We start from the raw sequence: 16493 nt of genomic DNA, 5'->3' as shown, positions 1-16493 counted from the left end.
CGGCGCCCCTGCCCTGACACAGGGGCGCCGGTCTTCCTCCGCCTGGGCGCTCGGGCCGGATCAGGTCCGGCCGCGCGCCCGGCGCGACATCACCGCGCGCAGGACCCGCCGGCCCTCGGTCGACCGGTCCAGCGCACCGCGCAGTCCGCCGGCGCTGCCCGCCGTGCCCGCGGTCTCCGCGAGGGTTTCCAGGATCTTGATCTGACGGTGGAGTTCACCCGCGACGAGCGGACCCGCACCCTCCGCCTCGCCAGCGCTCCAGCGCTTCAGCTGCTCGGTGGAGTCCTCGACGCCGTCCCCGCCCGTGCCCCCGCCCGTGGGGATGTCGAACTGGCGGTGGATCTCCAGCGCGACCAGGGAGCACGCCCGCGCCCACTCCCGCAGCGGATCGGCGGACCATTCGGACGGGGCCGCGCCCAGCATCTTCCGTACCAGCACCGCCGTCTCGTCCGCGACGTTCTCGCCCTCCATCGCCTCACGAGCGGCGGTGAGACGGGTGTCCCAGTCCCGGCCGTCCTCACAGCTCCCCCAGAGCGGCCGCAGCAGCTCGGGCTCGCCGCCGTCGGCGAGCAGTGGCAGGCAGCGGTCGAGGCAGGCAAGCCCGCTCGCGGCCAGCCCTCGCTCGTCGGCAACAGCGATGAGCTCCAGCAGGCTCATGGGCGTCTCCCCTCGGTCCGGAAGCCGGCGTGGTCGGGGAGCCGACCGTGCCGGGACACAGCGGACGCTGTGCTTCCTGATATCGAATACTGCGCCGGATGGCTGAAAAGCGTCACCCATAAGACAGGGAAACGGGCCGATCACGACAAGGAAACGGGCCGAGTGAGGTCCTTCAAGGACTCCGTGACTGGTTTCCGCCGCCCATCCACCGCCGCCGACGCGACCTCCGGACAGCCGCAGGGCTCCCGCGGACGACGAACGGGATTGACTTGAGCACCACTGCCTGGCGCAAGAGCAGCTACAGCAACGGCACCGGAGGGGACTGCGTCGAGGTCGCCGACGGCCTCGCAGGCATCGTCCCCGTCCGCGACTCCAAGGTCCCCCACGGCCCGGTCCTGACGGTTGCGGCCCCCGCCTGGACATCGTTCGTCACCGCCCTCACGGACGGCCCGGCCCCGCTCGCTTCGTAGGGCGGAACACAGAAGGTCGGCCCCGCTCCTGACGCGTGCCACCCGGTGGGGGCGGCGCAGGTCTCCCTGCCCGCGGGTCGAGCCCCTTGCGAGCGCCTGCTGGAGCCCGAACCACACGGTGAAGGCAAGCCCCGCAGCCAGGGATGTCCTGCGATGACGTCTTCCGAGGGTGCTGTGCAGGACCACCCAGGGAACCGCAGCGGCGATCCCTACCAACGTTCCGAAGTTGTTGGGTTCCGGTTCGGTGCGGCGTTCCCATCGTGATCTTTCAGGGCAGGAATTCCCAGAACGGGCCATCAGGCGCACGGTCGCGAGCGCACAACGTCACGTCCTGCCCCTTGAGATAATCCAGCAACCATTCACTGAACGTCATCTCGTAGAGAGTCCAGGCCGGGCTGTCGAACTCCTGGACAACAACGCGCCAGGACGACGAGGACTCATCGGGAACGCGAAGGAATACCGCTTCCCCCGTCGTGGCCGTCGCCACCGGCATCAACTCACCGGGGCTCGCCCCAACCGGACTGGGCAGGAACTCTGCCTCCTCCTCGCGCCAGAACTCGAGATCTCCCCTGATCATTGTTCCCAGATCGTGCAGAAGATGACCGGCGGGATGCTTCAGATACAACTGCCCATTGATCTCGATCGAACCGTAGGCGTTCACGATCTCGCGGAAGTCCGCAGGGAATTCGATACCGAGTTCCCGCTCCAGTTCGATCCATGGCACCGGATCCGACCAGTTGAACCGGGGTTCACCCAACAGGGCTTGGATCTCCGACAGCATTACCACCACTATTCCCCTTCTAGCATTTCGAGCCGATGCCGGTACTGGAGTTGATCGCAGTACACGAGAAACTGTTCACGGGGCTTCCCTTCAGGCGCCCGCGTTGTAGTCGTACGTCGTTGGTGTGCGGTCGGGTGTCGGGCTCGTCGGAACGATATTGATTCGCATTGGAGCCCACCCAAGAACGATCGCCCCCAGGGGCCCTGGGGGCGATCGCCATTCACATGTGTTTGCGGTTCATCTTCCGATCAATCGATTCGGTTGCTCAGACCCAGCACCTCTGGGGAATCGCTCGGGAAGTCCCTGGGCATACCGGGTACGTGGATGGTTCGCCGGTACACGCCGGTCAGAAACTCGATAGCGCCGACCGGGAACTCTGACCAGTCTCCGTTGTTTCGACGCACGACCACCGGCCATGCGTCCGGGTCCGCGGGACTCGTCCTCCAGTAGAAGGAGTCCCCCGAGTCGGACTCCGCCCAGGAGATCAGGCCTCCCGGTTGTGGGAAGGGAACGTAGCCCTCGGTGTCGCCCATCTCGTACAGATCCTGAAGGATCTCGTCCTCCCTGGACTCGGACGCCCACAACGCCTCGGCCCCGGACCGGGGACCGGACACCTTCAGGAAGCCGCCAAAGACCAGGACCGGATACGCCTCCGCCAGAGAGCGGAAGTCCGAGGGCAGTGCCGTCCCGAGGTCCACCTCAAGGGCAGCCCAGTCCACGCCGCGCCCCCAGGCACACGCCACCGTGTCATCGACGGCAGCACGGCCTCCAGCGCTTCGACCCTCAGCATGTCGTCTGCCAATCCGTGATGTTCTTGACCACAATGCTCTCGAACGGTACGCCGTCCTCGGTACAGGCCGGCATGGTGATGCTGTCCGCTATTCCCGTGGCGTGGCTGTAGTTGACCTTGCCCGTGTACATGACCCACTTCTGGGCGGCGAGCTGCTCCCGTCGTCGACATCACCCTCGGCGAGAAGGGCGGCGAAGCCGGCTGCACACTCGCCATCAGCGGCAAGACCGTCCAACGCGCCACCGCATCGGGGGTCTTCGGACGCAGCACATGCACCACCAGCGGGCCCCCACCCCCGAAGCATCCGCAAGCCCCTGAAGTGGGCCGGTGACGCCGGGCTCCCGCGTCGTGGCCAGGGTCGTGACGGACACCGCCGTCGCCCTCTCGCGCCCCTCGGCATCACGTGGGCCGACGCGCGCGCCGACTCGGCCGCACGGCATGGGGGCGGGGCGGTACACGTGACATCGTGCTCCGAACCGCGCCCCTCCCCAGGGCTCGGCCGCGGACACGACCTCTCGCGACGGCCGTGTCCGCGAAGCTGCGGATCAGTCCGACGAGTCGACCTCGTTCGCGAGCGTACGGAACTGTGCCCAGGTCCGCTCCGGCTCCCTGGGGTCCCACAGCTTCTGGGAGATCGCGTTGAGCGGCATCCGGATGCCGGCGGCCACCTGCTGCGTGGTCTGCGCGTTCGGCAGGTCGCCCCAGACCGCGAACCGGCCGCCGAGGATCTGCTTCGAGTAGCGCTTCGACACGGGCTCGGTGCCGCGCAGGACGAAGGGGGTCCACTGCTCGTAGATCCGCTCGCCCGTCGGGTAGACGAATTCGTTGGGCTCGCCGAGCACGTAGTAGAGGAACTCGTCGTTGAGGTTGATGACCTTGCGGCCCTCCGCCAGGTAGTCCTGGGGCGGCCGGGCGCCGATCTCCTTGCCCGTCCAGTACTCGACCTCGATGCCCTTGCGGGCGGTGACCTGGCCCCCGCTGAAGAAGCCGTCGTTCCACGCCTTGGGGATCTTCTCCTCGCCGCGGACGACCGCGGCCCGGTCGTTGAGCCAGCCCTCCGTCAGGTCCTGGACGGTGGCGTCGGCGCCGTACTTCTCGCGGGCGGCCGCGGCCAGTTGCGGGTAGGAGGCCTGCGGGTCGCTGACCGTGAGCGCCTGGTACTCGTCCGCGCCGACGTGGAACCACGCCCCGGGGAACAGCTCGCTGTACTCGCGCAGCAGGTCGTCGACGATCTCGGCGGACGCGGCCTTGGAGATGTCGATGGCGCCCTGCCGGGCGACCCCCTGGGTGTTGCGCAGCTGGAGGTCGGGGTGGGCGCGGAGCACGGCACCGAGGTGTCCGGGGGAGTCGATCTCGCCGACGACGGTGATGTGGAGACTCTCGGCCAGCGCGATGATCCGCCGGATCTCGGCCTTGGTGAGGTGCTGCTCCGAGACCACTTCCGGGTGGGAGTCGGACTCGATCCGGAAGGCCTGGTCGTCGGAGAAGTGCAGGCCGAGCTGGTTGAGCTTGAGGTCGGCCATCTCGCGCAGCCGGGCCTCGATCCAGTCGGCGGGGTAGTACTTGCGTGCGATGTCGAGGTTGAGCCCGCGCTGCGCCCGGTCGGGGGTGTCGCTCACCACGCCTTCCGGGATGACGCTGTCGGCGCTCATCGACTGCTTGAGGGTGCGCGTCCCGTAGAAGACGCCCGCCTGGTCGGGCCCGCTGATCGTGACCCGGCCGCCCGCCGTCTTCAGCGTGTACGACTCCGGGGCACCCTTGCCGGGGGTGCCGAGCGCCAGCTCCACGTCGCCGGCCCGGGCGGCGGCCTCGCCCCGGTAGCGGATCTTCAGCTCCCCGGCGAGCAGCTCGCCCTCGTCGGCGAGCTCGGGGTCGGCCACGACGACCGTGCTGTTCCCGGCGGGCTTCCAGCCGGGGCCGCGCGCGGGAGTGTGTTCGCGCACCGCGGGTATGGTCCGCGGCGTCGTGGAGAGCGGGTAGCTCCGTGAGGGGGACGGCGAGGCCGAGGTGCTGGACGAGGACGCCGCGCCCTGCGTCCCGGGGCCGGAACCCTCGGGCCAGGCGACGACGGTGAAGGTGACGGCGGCTGCGACCGTGACGGCCGCGCCGGCCACCAGAACTCCGCGTGAGGGCGACATCGGTCAGAATCCTCCGGGTTGGGGGAGAAACAGGGCAAAGGTCGAGAAAAAGGCGGCTATTCCCCCTACTGAGACGTCCATCAAGCGTTCCGAAACTCTCCCGTCCGAGTGAATTTCGCGCAGGCTTCGGGCACTCGTTGCCCGGTCTCGCTAGCGTTGCGTCACATTCATCTCAACCTTCACTCCCTCCCCCACGCAACCTGGTCGCTCTCCGGCCCCTCTCCAAGACCACGGAAGCCATTCATTCGAGGAGTTCCCGCTGTCCAGGTCCAGCGAGTACCCGGCCGGCCTGCCGAAGCAACCGTGGCAGGCCGGGCGGTCGGGCGTCCCCGTCCAGAGCCGGGGCCCCGCCGACGGCGGGGCCCCGGTTCCGGAACCAGTCTCGGCGAGTACCTGCGGGTATGCCCACTCGAGCGGGCTCGACAGCTTCAACGGCTGGCCCTGCGAGACCGCGGAATCGGCCCTCCTGGAGTGCTTCGGCAGCCACCGCTGGGCACTGCGGCTGGCCGCCCACCGCCCGTACCCGGACCTCGGCGCGCTGCTCGCGGCCTCCGACGAGGCGGGGTACGACCTCTCCCCCACGGACATCGCGGAGGCGCTCGCCGCCGAGAGCGCCCCCTGCCTGCACCATGCCGCGCCCCGCGCCGCCCATCTGGCGCTGCGGGCGGCACACGCCGCGTACGAGAGCCGATTCGGCCATGTGTTCGTGATCTGCCTGGACGGTCTGCCGCCCTCCCAGCACGTGGACCAGGTGCTGGCCGCCATCCGCACGCGGCTCACGCACGACCCGGACGAGGAGCGCGCCCTCACCGCGGAGGAGCTGCGACGACTCGCCCGGGGCCGCATCATCGACCTCGTGACGGACGCGGGCAGTCCGCAGGGGCCGTTCCTGGCCGCCGGACAGCCCGCCCGGTAGCCCGTCCGTGGCTGTTTGATTGCCACTTTGATCACACCGGAGGCCCCGCCGCCATCGAACCGACAAACCGTCGCTACGATGGCCGGGGCCGGTGGACCGTACCCGGCCGGGTCAGACCGACAGTCAAGCCGGCCGACCCTAATCCCCGCTCCCGGAGGGTTCTTCCGTGCCGGCTGGAACGCTGTACCGCGGCCGGGAAGGCATGTGGTCGTGGGTGGCTCATCGAGTCACCGGTGTCCTCATTTTCTTCTTCCTGTTCGTACACGTCCTGGACACCGCTCTCGTGCGTGTCTCACCCGAGGCCTACGACGAAGTCGTGGCGACGTACAAGACATGGCCCGTCGCACTGCTCGAGTACGGCCTGGTGGCCGCGATTCTCTTCCACGCGCTGAACGGTCTCCGTATCGTCGCCGTGGACTTCTGGGCCAAGGGCCCGCGCTACCAGAAGCAGATGCTCTGGACCGTCCTGGGTATCTGGATCGTGCTGATGGTCGGGGCCCTGTACCCCGTCCTCGGTCACGCCGTACGCGAAGTCTTCGGGAGCTGAGGCCAATGTCCAGCGAGACCTCTTCCCCCGCGATCGGCGACGTCGAGGCAGTGAGCCTGTTCGACGTCGACAACCCGGCCCCGGTGATCGAGCCCCCGCGCAAGCGCACGGGCAAGACCCCCAAGGGTTCGCGCACCAACTTCGAGATGTACGCCTGGCTCTTCATGCGCCTGTCGGGCATCGTGCTGGTCGTTCTCGTCATCGGCCACCTGCTGATCCAGCTGGTGCTGGACGGCGGCGTCTCCAAGATCGGCTTCGCCTTCGTGGCGGGCCGCTGGGCCTCGCCGTTCTGGCAGGCCTGGGACCTGGCGATGCTGTGGCTCGCCATGCTCCACGGCGCCAACGGCCTCCGTACGGTCATCAACGACTACGCCGAACGGGACAACACCCGCTTCTGGCTGAAGATGCTCCTGTACACCGCCACGGTGTTCACCGTCCTGCTGGGCACGCTGGTGATCTTCACCTTCGACCCGAACATCCGCTAGGCGCCGGGACAGAGGGACCAGAGGAAACCATGCAGATCCACAAGTACGACACCGTCATCGTCGGCGCCGGCGGCGCCGGCATGCGCGCGGCCATCGAGTCGACGAAGCGCAGCCGCACCGCCGTGCTGACGAAGCTCTACCCCACCCGCTCCCACACGGGCGCGGCGCAGGGCGGCATGGCCGCCGCGCTCGCCAACGTGGAGGAGGACAACTGGGAGTGGCACACCTTCGACACGATCAAGGGCGGCGACTACCTGGTCGACCAGGACGCCGCCGAGATCCTGGCGAAGGAGGCCATCGACGCGGTCCTCGACCTGGAGAAGATGGGCCTGCCGTTCAACCGCACGCCCGAGGGCAGGATCGACCAGCGCCGCTTCGGCGGTCACACCCGTAGCCACGGCGAGGCCCCGGTCCGCCGGTCCTGCTACGCGTCGGACCGCACCGGTCATATGATCCTCCAGACGCTGTACCAGAACTGCGTCAAGGAGGGCGTGGAGTTCTTCAACGAGTTCTACGTCCTGGACCTCCTGCTCCAGGAGGTCGACGGCGTCAAGAAGTCCGCGGGCGTCGTCGCCTACGAGCTGGCGACCGGCGAGATCCACGTCTTCCAGGCGAAGTCGATCATCTTCGCCTCCGGCGGCACCGGCAAGTTCTTCAAGGTGACGTCGAACGCCCACACCCTGACCGGTGACGGCCAGGCCGCCGCGTACCGCCGTGGCCTGCCGCTGGAGGACATGGAGTTCTTCCAGTTCCACCCGACGGGCATCTGGCGCATGGGCATCCTGCTGACGGAGGGCGCCCGCGGTGAGGGCGGCATCCTCCGCAACAAGGACGGCGAGCGCTTCATGGAGAAGTACGCGCCGGTCATGAAGGACCTCGCGTCCCGTGACGTCGTGTCCCGCTCCATCTACACGGAGATCCGTGAGGGCCGCGGCTGCGGTCCCGAGGGCGACCATGTCTACCTCGACCTCACGCACCTCCCGCCGGAGCAGCTGGACGCGAAGCTCCCGGACATCACCGAGTTCGCGCGCACGTACCTCGGCATCGAGCCCTACACGGACCCGATCCCGATCCAGCCGACCGCGCACTACGCCATGGGCGGCATCCCGACCAACGTCGAGGGTGAGGTGCTGGCCGACAACACCACCGTCGTCCCGGGCCTGTACGCCGCCGGCGAGGTCGCCTGTGTCTCCGTGCACGGCGCCAACCGCCTCGGCACCAACTCGCTGCTCGACATCAACGTCTTCGGGCGCCGTTCGGGCATCGCCGCCGCCGAGTACTCCGCGAAGAACGACTTCGTCGAACTTCCCGAGAACCCGGCGCAGCTGGTCCAGGACCAGGTCGAGCGGCTGCGCAACTCGACGGGTACCGAGCGGGTCGCCACGCTCCGCCTGGAACTGCAGGAGTGCATGGACGCCAACGTGATGGTGTTCCGCACCGAGCAGACCATCAAGACCGCGGTCGACAAGATCGCCGAGCTGCGGGCGCGCTACCTCAACGTGTCCATCCAGGACAAGGGCAAGCGGTTCAACACCGACCTGCTGGAGGCCGTCGAGCTGGGCAACCTGCTCGACCTGGCCGAGGTCATGGCGACCTCCGCGCTGGCCCGCAAGGAGTCCCGCGGCGGTCACTACCGCGAGGACTACCCGAACCGCGACGACGTCAACTTCATGCGCCACACCATGGCGTACCGCGAGGTCGCGGACGACGGCACCGAGTCGATCCGGCTCGACTACAAGCCGGTCGTCACGACCCGCTACCAGCCGATGGAGCGTAAGTACTGATGGCTACCCCCACCCTGGAGAAGTCGGACAAGGCCCCCGAGCCCGAGGCCGGCTTCGCCGACACCCCGTACATCACGGCCACGTTCCGGATCCGCCGCTTCAACCCGGAGGTCTCCGACGAGGTCCAGTGGCAGGACTTCCAGATCTCGATCGACCCGAAGGAGCGTGTTCTCGACGCCCTTCACAAGATCAAGTGGGAGCTGGACGGCACCCTGACCTTCCGGCGCTCCTGTGCGCACGGCATCTGCGGCTCCGACGCGATGCGGATCAACGGCAAGAACAGGCTCGCCTGCAAGACGCTGATCAAGGACATCAATCCGGACAAGCCGATCACAGTCGAGGCCATCAAGGGCCTCACGGTCCTCAAGGACCTCGTGGTCGACATGGACCCGTTCTTCCAGGCTTACCGCGACGTCATGCCCTTCCTCATCACGAAGGGCAACGAGCCGACGCGTGAGCGTCTGCAGTCCGCCGAGGACCGCGAGCGCTTCGACGACACCACCAAGTGCATCCTGTGCGCCGCGTGCACGTCCTCGTGCCCGGTGTTCTGGAACGACGGCCAGTACTTCGGCCCGGCGGCCATCGTCAACGCGCACCGCTTCATCTTCGACTCGCGTGACGAGGGCGGCGAGCAGCGCCTGGAGATCCTCAACGACCGTGACGGTGTGTGGCGTTGCCGCACGACGTTCAACTGCACGGACGCCTGCCCGCGTGGCATCGAGGTCACCAAGGCCATCCAGGAAGTGAAGCGCGCGCTGATCACGCGTCGTTTCTGATCCTCGCGTCACCTCGGGAGGCCCCGTTTCCGGCACGAACTGTGCGGGAAACGGGGCCTCTTGGTGCATCGGGTGGGCCGGGACGGTACGGTCATGCGGAGCCGGTGACCGGCTCGCCTCTCCCGGCGCAGCACGGCACGGGAGCAGAAGGTTTGATGGAGAACGGGGAACGTTGTGAGCGATCCGAATCCGTACGCGGACGACTCATACAAGTGGGGCCCGCCCCAGCAGCCGGGCAACCCGCCCACGATGCCGGACGGTCAGGGCTACGGCTACCCGGCGCCGGGCACCGCTCCGGCGTACGGCTACCCTCAGCCGCTGCCCGATTCCGCGGCACAGCCCGGTCCGGGGTACGGCTACCCGGGCCCGGGGCAGCCGACGCAGCCCGGCTTCAACCTGCCGGTGCCGCAGGGGCAGCCGGGGGGCGGTGGTGTGCCGATGCTGTCGTTCGGTGACATCACCGTCATGAACGACGGCATCGTGACGCCGTCCGGCACGATGCCCCTCAAGGGCGCGGTGTGGACGGCGACGGACATGTCGCGCACGGAGGAGAAGATCCCCACCGTGGGGATCGTGCTCGCCATCGTCTTCGCGCTGTTCTGCCTGATCGGTCTGCTCTTCCTCCTGATGAAGGAGAAGCGGACGACCGGCTTCGTCCAGATCACGGTGACGAGCGGTGGCCGCCACCACTCGACGATGATTCCGGCGACGGGTCCCGAGACCTTCCAGATGGTCATGGCCCAGGTCAACACCGCGCGCTCCATGAGCGCCTGAGACCGGGTACGGCCCCGCATGGCCCGCTTCGACCATCTGGTCACCGTCGCGTCCGTGGACCGCGCCTGGTTCGAGGAGTGCGCGGGAATCGTCCTGGACACGGCGGAGTCCACGCGGGCGCGGCGCGGTGACATCGTGCTGGGGGACGGCGGGAAGCCGGTACCCGGCATCCGGCTGCTGAAGGGCCGTCATCTGCGGCCCGGCGCCCGGTACGAGATCACCTCGGCCGGTGGCGGGACGGGCGGCGCGCCCGCGGAGGGCGACGACGAGACGGCCGGTACGTCCTGGGACGGTGACCGGGCGGCGGGTGACCCGACGGCCGGCGCGTCCGCGGAGGACGAGCGGACGGCCGGCGCGCCTGTGGAGCACGCCCCGACGGCCGGCACTCCCCCGGGCTCCCGGGACGAGGTGATCACCGTCGCCGTACGGGAGTGGCGGCGCTCCACCGCGATCGCCGTCGAGCAGCGCCTGAGGTCCGCCGAGCTGACGGGCCGGCTGATGATGCGGCTGCGTACCCCGGACCGGCCCTCCGTGCTGGACGTGGGCTTCGATCTGCGCGCCCCCGGCGGGGGTTCGCTGCAGCGCGCCTCCGGCCGGGCGAAGCTCGACCTGACGGCCTGGTGGGCGGCCGCGGCGGCCCGCCCCGGCTCCCTCCCGCCGGCCCGCGCCCCACTGGCGGCCCGCGCCAAGCACCGGCTCGGGCGGGCGCGTCTCACCGTCACTCCGCGTCCGGCCGCCGACGGTACCTGGGAGGTCGGCGTCGCACTGACCGTACGCGGGCGGTCGCTGCTGCGACCGGTGGCCGCGCTCGCGCTGTTCTTCGGGCAGGTGCCGCTGCGGCGCGCCTTCCGGTCCGGGGTCGACCAGGCGGCGGCCGGCTGGAACGAGGCGCTGGCCTCCGGACCGCTCCCGGAACCGGACGAACTGCGGGCCGAGCTCGTCGAGGCCCTCACCGGCTGATTCCGCGTCACCCCCTTCCCGCTGCTCCCGCTGCTCCCGCTCCAGCGTTCCGGCCTTCGCCGGGACGCTACTTGAACATGTTCAAAGACGGGTCTACAGTCATGACATCGGGATTTTGAACGCGTTCAAGGGAGGGTGGGGCATGGACCTCACTGTGCTCGCGTACGTCATCTACCTACTCATCAGCGTGGCGCTCACCATCTGGGTCGCCCGCACGCTCAGCCGCAACGGCAAGGTCTTCCTCGCCGATGTGCTCCAGGGCAACGAGAAGCTCGCGGAGGCCGTGAACCACCTGCTGGTGGTCGGCTTCTACCTGGTCAACCTGGGCTTCGTGACCCTCTACCTGAAGAACGCCGACGGGGTGGCCGACGCCCGGCAGCTCTTCGAGGCACTGTCGGTGAAGGTCGGCGTCGTCCTGCTGGTCCTGGGCGTGATGCACCTGGGCAACGTCTACGTGCTCAACAAGATCCGCCGGCGCGGACTCATGGAGCGGGAGCAGACCCCGCCGGTGCCGCCGCAGGGCTGGGCCGGACCCGGGAGCCAGGGCCCCTGGGCCGCACCCGCCACCGGGAAGTGAGCCGGCCGTGACGGACACCCCGGGCAGTGACGGCCGCGCGCACGGCCAGGGAGCGGCCGGCCCGGTCGCGCACATCCAGGGCCGGGACGGCCGCGCGCCCGCCCCGGCCGCGTACCCTCCGGTCACCCGGCTCACGGTGCTCTACGACGACCGGTGCCCGCTCTGCGTACATGTGCGGCACTGGCTGCAGAAGCAGCGCCAGCTCGTCCCGCTCGATCTCGTCCCGGCCGGTTCGCAGGAGGCGGTGCGCCGCTTCCCCGGGCTCGACCACGCGGGTACGTTCGAGGAGATCACGGTGGTCGGGGACCGGGGGCAGGTCTACCGGGGGACCGCCGCCTGGATCGTCTGTCTGTGGGCGCTCGCCGAACACCGGCCCAGAGCCCACTGGCTGACCACTCCCCTGGGCCGTCCGTTCGCCCGTGCGACGGTGCTCGCCGCCGCGAAGTACCGGTCCGTCACGGCGGAGCCGTGCGGCCCCGCCGACGGACGGTGCAGGCTGCCGGATCCGGCGGGCGGATCTCCCGGATAGCCTGGTGACCGTGGTGAAGGATGAGAAGAACGTGGCTGACGCGAGCACAGCGAAGCCGGCCGGAGCAGGCAAGACGGACAGGACCGCCAAGGCCCCCAAGAGCGAGCAGACCCGCACGCTGATCCTGGAGACCGCGCTCAGGCTCTTCGAGGAGCACGGGTACGACCGGACGACGATGCGGGCCATCGCCAAGGAGGCCGGTGTCTCCGTCGGGAACGCCTACTACTACTTCTCCTCGAAGGAACACCTGGTCCAGGGCTTCTACGACCGGATCGCCGCCGAGCACGAGGCAGCGGTCCGGCCGGTCCTGGCCGGCGACCCGGATCTCGCCGTACGCATCCGCGGTGTGCTGCTCTGCTGGCTGGACGTGGCCGAGCAGTACCACCGCTTCGCCGCCCAGTTCTTCAAGAACGCCGCCGACCCGGACAGTCCGCTCTCCCCCTTCTCGGAGGAGTCCGTGGCAGCCCGCGAGGCGGCGATCTCCGTGCACGAGCGGTGCCTGGCCGGATCCAGCACCAGACACGACCCGGAACTGGCCCGGCTGCTGCCGCAGTTGATGTGGCTGATGCAGATGGGGCTGGTGCTGTTCTGGGTCTACGACCGGACCGAGGGGACCGAGCGCAGCCGCCGGCTCGTCGAGCGCATCGCGCCGATCGCCGCACGGGCGATCGCGCTCTCCCGATTCCGGGTGCTGCGACCGCTCGTACGGCAACTCACCGACGTTCTGGTGGAGTTCATGCCCGGCGCAGCGAAGCGCCCGGGGCAGGACGCCCCGGGCGCTTCGGAGGAGCCGGACGCCCCGGGCGCCCAGGACATCAGATCCAGCTGAGTTCCCACAGCCGCCAGATCCCGGTGCCGTCCGAGAGGTACTGGGAGCCGGACACGTCGGCCTTGCTGACGACGTAGTCCTTCTTCTGCCACAGCGGGATCAGCGGCACGTCCTCGCCGACCAGCTTCTGGAGCTTCTTGAAGTCGGTCGAGGTGCGGCTGCGGTCGCTGTACTGCTGCGTGGCCGCGATCAGCGAGTCCATCTCCTCGCTGACGTAGCCGTTGTGGAGGCTGCTGTCCCGGCCGACCAGCGGCTGACTGAAGGTGTCGGGGTCCGGGAAGTCGGGGAGCCAGCCGACGGTGTACGCGTCGTAGTCACCGGCCGCGTACCCCTTCTGGAAGGCCTGCCAGTCCACGGCCTTCTCCGTGACCTCGAACAGGCCGCTCTCCTCCAGCTGGCGGATCAGTTCGGCGCTCTCCTTCCTGTTCGCGTCCTCGTCGCGGTGGCCGAAGGTGATGGGCAGCGGGATCTGCGCCCCGGCCTCCTCCATCAGCGCCCTGGCCCGCTTCGGGTCGGGCTCCGGGTAGGAGTCGAAGAAGGGGGTGCTGTGCCCGATGTAGCCCTGCGGGATCAGCGAGTAGAGCGGTTCGACGGTGCTCTTGTAGACATTGGTGACCAGCGGGCCGCGGTCGATGATCCAGCCGATGGCCTGCCGGACCTTCCTGTCCGAGAGCGCCGAGTCCTCACGGACGTTGAAGACGAGGTTGCGGATCTCCGCGCTGTCCGCCTCTGTGACGCGCTGGTCGGTGGAGGCGATGTCGAGCTCGGAAAGGTCCTCCGGCGGCAGCTGACGGTGCGTCACATCGACGTCTCCGGCCTTCCAGGCCGTCCGCAGCTGGTCCGAACCGTCGAAGTAGCGGATGTCGACCGGCAGGCCGGTCTTCTTCAGAGCGCCCCTGTACGTCGGGTTCGGCACCAACTGTGCGCGCACACCCGGCTCGTACGACTTCAGCGTGTACGGACCCGAGCCGTCGACCTCGTTCCCCGTACGGAGCTTGTCCTTCGGGTACTGGGTGGGGTCGACGATGGACCCGGCACCCGTGGCGAGCTTCTGCGGGAAGGTCGCGTCCCGGGCCGAGAGGTTGAACGTCACGGTGCGCCCCTCGGCCACGATCGTGTCGAGGCTGGGGAAGAGCACCGAGGGGCCGACGTCCGTCTTGATCTTCAGCATCCGGTCGAAGGAGTACTTGACGTCCTCGGCGGTGAGCTTGCGGCCGTTGGCGAACGTCACGTCGTCCCGCAGCTTGCACTGGTACGTCTGGAGCTTCTGGCCGACGAAGCCGCAGCTCTCGGCCGCGTCCGGCTCCGGCACGATCGCCCCGGACTTGAAGGTCATCAGGGACTGGTAGAGGTTGCTGTAGATCGCCCAGGAGCCGGCGTCGTAGGCGCCGGCCGGGTCGAGGGAGGTCACCTCGTCCGACGTACCGACCGCGATCGGGTCCTCGTTCACCTCGTCCGAGGGGAGCAGTTGCCAGGCGCCGACGCCGACGATGATCAATACCGCGAGAATCGCGAGAATCCGAAGCCGGATCAACCGCATGTGCCGTGCTCTCCCTTACCAGCCCTGCCACGGTCCATGTGCGTAGATACGCACATTGCCGCATGTTCGTACTCACCCAATCACACGATTTTCACATCTGGAAGAGCAAACCGGCTGCTCACAGCTTCTTGTTCGATATACACCGAGAAACAGCCCGAATTGGGCATGACACAGCCTCCCACCAGGCACTTTCGTCGCTGCGCGTGATGGCTGTGTGTGATTTGCGTGTTCGATCAGGACAGTTGCCCGGGCGGCGCTCAGGCCTGTCGGGAAGCGAGCTCCACCACGGTGATGTCGGAGGGCGCGCCCACGCGGACCGGTGGCCCCCACGCGCCCGCTCCACGCGAGACGTAGAGCTGGGTGTCGCCGTAGCGTTCGAGTCCGGCGACGGTGGGATTGGCGAGGCCTGCCAGCAGGTTCCCCGGCCAGAGCTGTCCGCCGTGCGTGTGGCCGGAGAGCTGGAGGTCGACTCCGTGGGCGACGGCGTCGTCGATGACGACGGGCTGGTGCGCGAGGAGGACGGAGGCACGGCCGCGGTCCCGGTCACCGAGCGCCCGTACGAAGTCGGGGCCCTGGCCCTCGCTTTCGCCCGCGACGTCGTTGACCCCGGCGAGGTCGAACCCGCCGATCTCGACCCGGGCGTTCTCCAGCGGGTGCAGGCCGAGCTCGCGCACGTGGTCGACCCACTCGGCGGCACCGGAGAAGTACTCGTGGTTGCCGGTGACGAAGTAGCTGCCGTGGCGGGCTTCGAGCCCGGCCAGCGGTTCGGCGGCGGTGCCCAGGTCGGCGACGGACCCGTCGACGAGGTCACCGACGACGGCGACCAGATCGGGCCGGGTCGCGTTGATCGCGTCGACGATGCGCCGGGTGTGGGCGCGGCCCAGGACGGGGCCGAGGTGGATGTCGCTGACGACGGCGATCCTGAAGCCGTGCGCGGAACGCGGCAGTTTGGCGAGCGGCACGGTGACGCGCTTGACCCGGGGGCCGCGCAGTACGCCGTACGTGCCGTAGCCGACCGTGCCGAGCCCGGCTAGGGCCGCGGCGCCGCCGACGGCCCGGGCGACGAACAGCCGCCGCGAGGGGTCGGCGACGGGCGGGGCCGCCGGGGTTTCGGGGCGGGGCGCGACATCCGTACGGGTGCCGCCGAGGCCGTCGGCGACGGCGGCCTCGCCCGTGGCGGCGTCGGTGACCGTGGCGGTGCTGCCGGCCGTGGCGGTGCTGCCGACGGTTGCGGTGACCGCTTCGGTCCGGGTGCTCGTGGAGGGCTCCTCCGTGTCCACCGAGGGCTCCTGGGCGCCCGCTGCGGACCCGCGTGCGAGGACCCGGCGCAGGAGGGGGCGTACGGCCTCCCCGACCAGCAGAGCCAGCGTCAGATACAGCAGCACGGCCAGCCACAGGTATCCCGGCCAGGCCAGCACCTGCTGCAGCCAGAACGGGAAGCCCACGCGGCCCGACGCCAGGGCGCCGAGGCTCAGCACGGGCAGCACGAAGGCCGCGACCGTGCCGGCGCGGCGCGCGAGGCCGCCCTTCGCCGTGGTGTCACCGACCAGCCGGCGCCACACGTAGCGGTGCACGCCCGCGAGCAGCGCGAGGACCCCGACCATCACCAGGACAACGACCACAACCACTTACGCTCCCCCGCCCACCCACTGGCCTGCCGCTGCCCGGACTCTCACCTTTGCCCGGCTTGTCATGCGCGTTCGCGCCGCAATGCCCTGACACCACGGAACCCGATGACTCCGACGGCCGTCCCCAGAAGAAACGACGTGATGGTGAGCAGCAGATGGACCCAGAAGTACGCGGTCGGGTCACCGGCGTCGTCGAACGCGAGGCCGCTGCCGTCCTTCCACAAGTTCTTGGCGAAAGTGATCCAGATGAACCAGCTCCACACCCCGAAGGCGAGCAGGAACCAGGAAACGGGGCGGCTGAGCTTCATGCAC

Annotated in this window: 19 protein-coding genes; 11 read left to right on the top strand and 8 right to left on the bottom strand. The window is 69.1% G+C overall.

Translation table 11 applies throughout. The features are described 5' to 3' along the window. Nucleotides 1-60: 60 nt before the first annotated feature. Nucleotides 61-657, bottom strand: coding sequence for a hypothetical protein (locus OG524_RS22730; protein ID WP_405811587.1), 597 nt, complete (start codon nucleotides 655-657; stop codon nucleotides 61-63). A 269-nt stretch (nucleotides 658-926) separates the two neighbouring features. On the opposite strand from OG524_RS22730, the gene OG524_RS22725 reads away from it, so the two are divergent. Beyond that, a complete protein-coding gene (locus OG524_RS22725) occupies nucleotides 927-1127 on the top strand; it encodes a DUF397 domain-containing protein (RefSeq protein WP_405389012.1) in 201 nt (66 codons plus the stop codon). 268 nt (nucleotides 1128-1395) lie between these two features. Here the strand turns inward: OG524_RS22725 and OG524_RS22720 are convergent, their stop codons facing one another. The 4 genes from OG524_RS22720 to OG524_RS22705 all read right to left on the bottom strand — a co-directional run bounded on the left by OG524_RS22720 (nucleotide 1396) and on the right by OG524_RS22705 (nucleotide 4836). Next, nucleotides 1396-1908, bottom strand: a complete 513-nt coding sequence (locus OG524_RS22720) for an SMI1/KNR4 family protein (protein WP_405389013.1) — start codon at nucleotides 1906-1908, stop codon at nucleotides 1396-1398. Nucleotides 1909-2156: 248 nt separating this feature from the next. Next, entirely contained in the window at nucleotides 2157-2627 is a 471-nt protein-coding gene (locus OG524_RS22715; protein ID WP_405389014.1) for a hypothetical protein, read from the bottom strand. A gap of 64 nt (nucleotides 2628-2691) precedes the next feature. Continuing rightward, nucleotides 2692-2829 (bottom strand): hypothetical protein, encoded by a 138-nt coding sequence (locus tag OG524_RS22710; RefSeq protein WP_405389015.1) that lies wholly within the window; start codon nucleotides 2827-2829, stop codon nucleotides 2692-2694. A 414-nt stretch (nucleotides 2830-3243) separates the two neighbouring features. Then, the gene (locus OG524_RS22705) at nucleotides 3244-4836 is read right to left on the bottom strand and encodes a beta-N-acetylhexosaminidase (RefSeq protein ID WP_405811586.1); all 1593 of its coding nucleotides are present in this window, start codon (nucleotides 4834-4836) and stop codon (nucleotides 3244-3246) included. A gap of 289 nt (nucleotides 4837-5125) precedes the next feature. Here OG524_RS22705 and OG524_RS22700 point away from each other — a divergent pair, with 289 nt between their 5' ends. From OG524_RS22700 to OG524_RS22655, 10 genes are all read left to right on the top strand, one after another. Next, nucleotides 5126-5752 (top strand): 2-oxo-4-hydroxy-4-carboxy-5-ureidoimidazoline decarboxylase, encoded by a 627-nt coding sequence (locus OG524_RS22700; RefSeq protein WP_405812485.1) that lies wholly within the window; start codon nucleotides 5126-5128, stop codon nucleotides 5750-5752. 166 nt (nucleotides 5753-5918) lie between these two features. Next, complete coding sequence (gene sdhC, locus OG524_RS22695) at nucleotides 5919-6299, top strand: succinate dehydrogenase, cytochrome b556 subunit (protein ID WP_384494349.1); 381 nt, start codon at nucleotides 5919-5921, stop codon at nucleotides 6297-6299. A gap of 5 nt (nucleotides 6300-6304) precedes the next feature. After that, complete coding sequence (locus tag OG524_RS22690) at nucleotides 6305-6784, top strand: succinate dehydrogenase hydrophobic membrane anchor subunit (protein ID WP_384494347.1); 480 nt, start codon at nucleotides 6305-6307, stop codon at nucleotides 6782-6784. Nucleotides 6785-6813: 29 nt separating this feature from the next. Then, nucleotides 6814-8568 (top strand): succinate dehydrogenase flavoprotein subunit, encoded by a 1755-nt coding sequence (sdhA, locus tag OG524_RS22685; RefSeq protein WP_405389017.1) that lies wholly within the window; start codon nucleotides 6814-6816, stop codon nucleotides 8566-8568. Further along, the gene (locus tag OG524_RS22680) at nucleotides 8568-9344 is read left to right on the top strand and encodes a succinate dehydrogenase iron-sulfur subunit (protein WP_384494344.1); all 777 of its coding nucleotides are present in this window, start codon (nucleotides 8568-8570) and stop codon (nucleotides 9342-9344) included. The genes sdhA and OG524_RS22680 overlap by 1 nt, the downstream gene beginning before the upstream one ends. Nucleotides 9345-9518: 174 nt before the next feature. Continuing rightward, entirely contained in the window at nucleotides 9519-10118 is a 600-nt protein-coding gene (locus OG524_RS22675; protein ID WP_405811585.1) for a hypothetical protein, read from the top strand. A gap of 18 nt (nucleotides 10119-10136) precedes the next feature. Then, nucleotides 10137-11078 carry a hypothetical protein gene (locus OG524_RS22670; protein WP_405389019.1) on the top strand — a complete coding sequence of 314 codons (942 nt, stop codon included), beginning with the start codon at nucleotides 10137-10139 and terminating at the stop codon, nucleotides 11076-11078. 142 nt (nucleotides 11079-11220) lie between these two features. Further along, entirely contained in the window at nucleotides 11221-11655 is a 435-nt protein-coding gene (locus OG524_RS22665; protein ID WP_405389020.1) for a hypothetical protein, read from the top strand. A 73-nt stretch (nucleotides 11656-11728) separates the two neighbouring features. Further along, the gene (locus OG524_RS22660; protein ID WP_405812484.1) at nucleotides 11729-12184 is read left to right on the top strand and encodes a thiol-disulfide oxidoreductase DCC family protein; all 456 of its coding nucleotides are present in this window, start codon (nucleotides 11729-11731) and stop codon (nucleotides 12182-12184) included. Nucleotides 12185-12194: 10 nt separating this feature from the next. Further along, on the top strand, nucleotides 12195-13013 hold the full coding sequence (locus tag OG524_RS22655) for a TetR family transcriptional regulator (RefSeq protein WP_405389021.1): 819 nt from the start codon (nucleotides 12195-12197) through the stop codon (nucleotides 13011-13013). On the opposite strand, the gene OG524_RS22650 is transcribed toward OG524_RS22655, so the two are convergent. From OG524_RS22650 to OG524_RS22640, 3 genes are all read right to left on the bottom strand, one after another. After that, complete coding sequence (locus OG524_RS22650) at nucleotides 13000-14553, bottom strand: ABC transporter substrate-binding protein (RefSeq protein WP_405389022.1); 1554 nt, start codon at nucleotides 14551-14553, stop codon at nucleotides 13000-13002. The two genes, OG524_RS22655 and OG524_RS22650, sit on opposite strands and share 14 nt — an antisense overlap. Before the next feature lie 257 nt (nucleotides 14554-14810). After that, nucleotides 14811-16181, bottom strand: coding sequence for a metallophosphoesterase (locus OG524_RS22645; protein ID WP_405811584.1), 1371 nt, complete (start codon nucleotides 16179-16181; stop codon nucleotides 14811-14813). Nucleotides 16182-16243: 62 nt separating this feature from the next. Further along, nucleotides 16244-16489, bottom strand: coding sequence for an SCO4848 family membrane protein (locus tag OG524_RS22640; RefSeq protein WP_405389024.1), 246 nt, complete (start codon nucleotides 16487-16489; stop codon nucleotides 16244-16246). Between the last annotated feature and the right edge of the window lie 4 nt (nucleotides 16490-16493).

The organism is Streptomyces sp. NBC_01520, from assembly GCF_045040375.1.
Lineage (GTDB): Bacteria > Actinomycetota > Actinomycetes > Streptomycetales > Streptomycetaceae > Streptomyces.
This window is presented reverse-complemented; position numbering and strand designations above follow the sequence as displayed.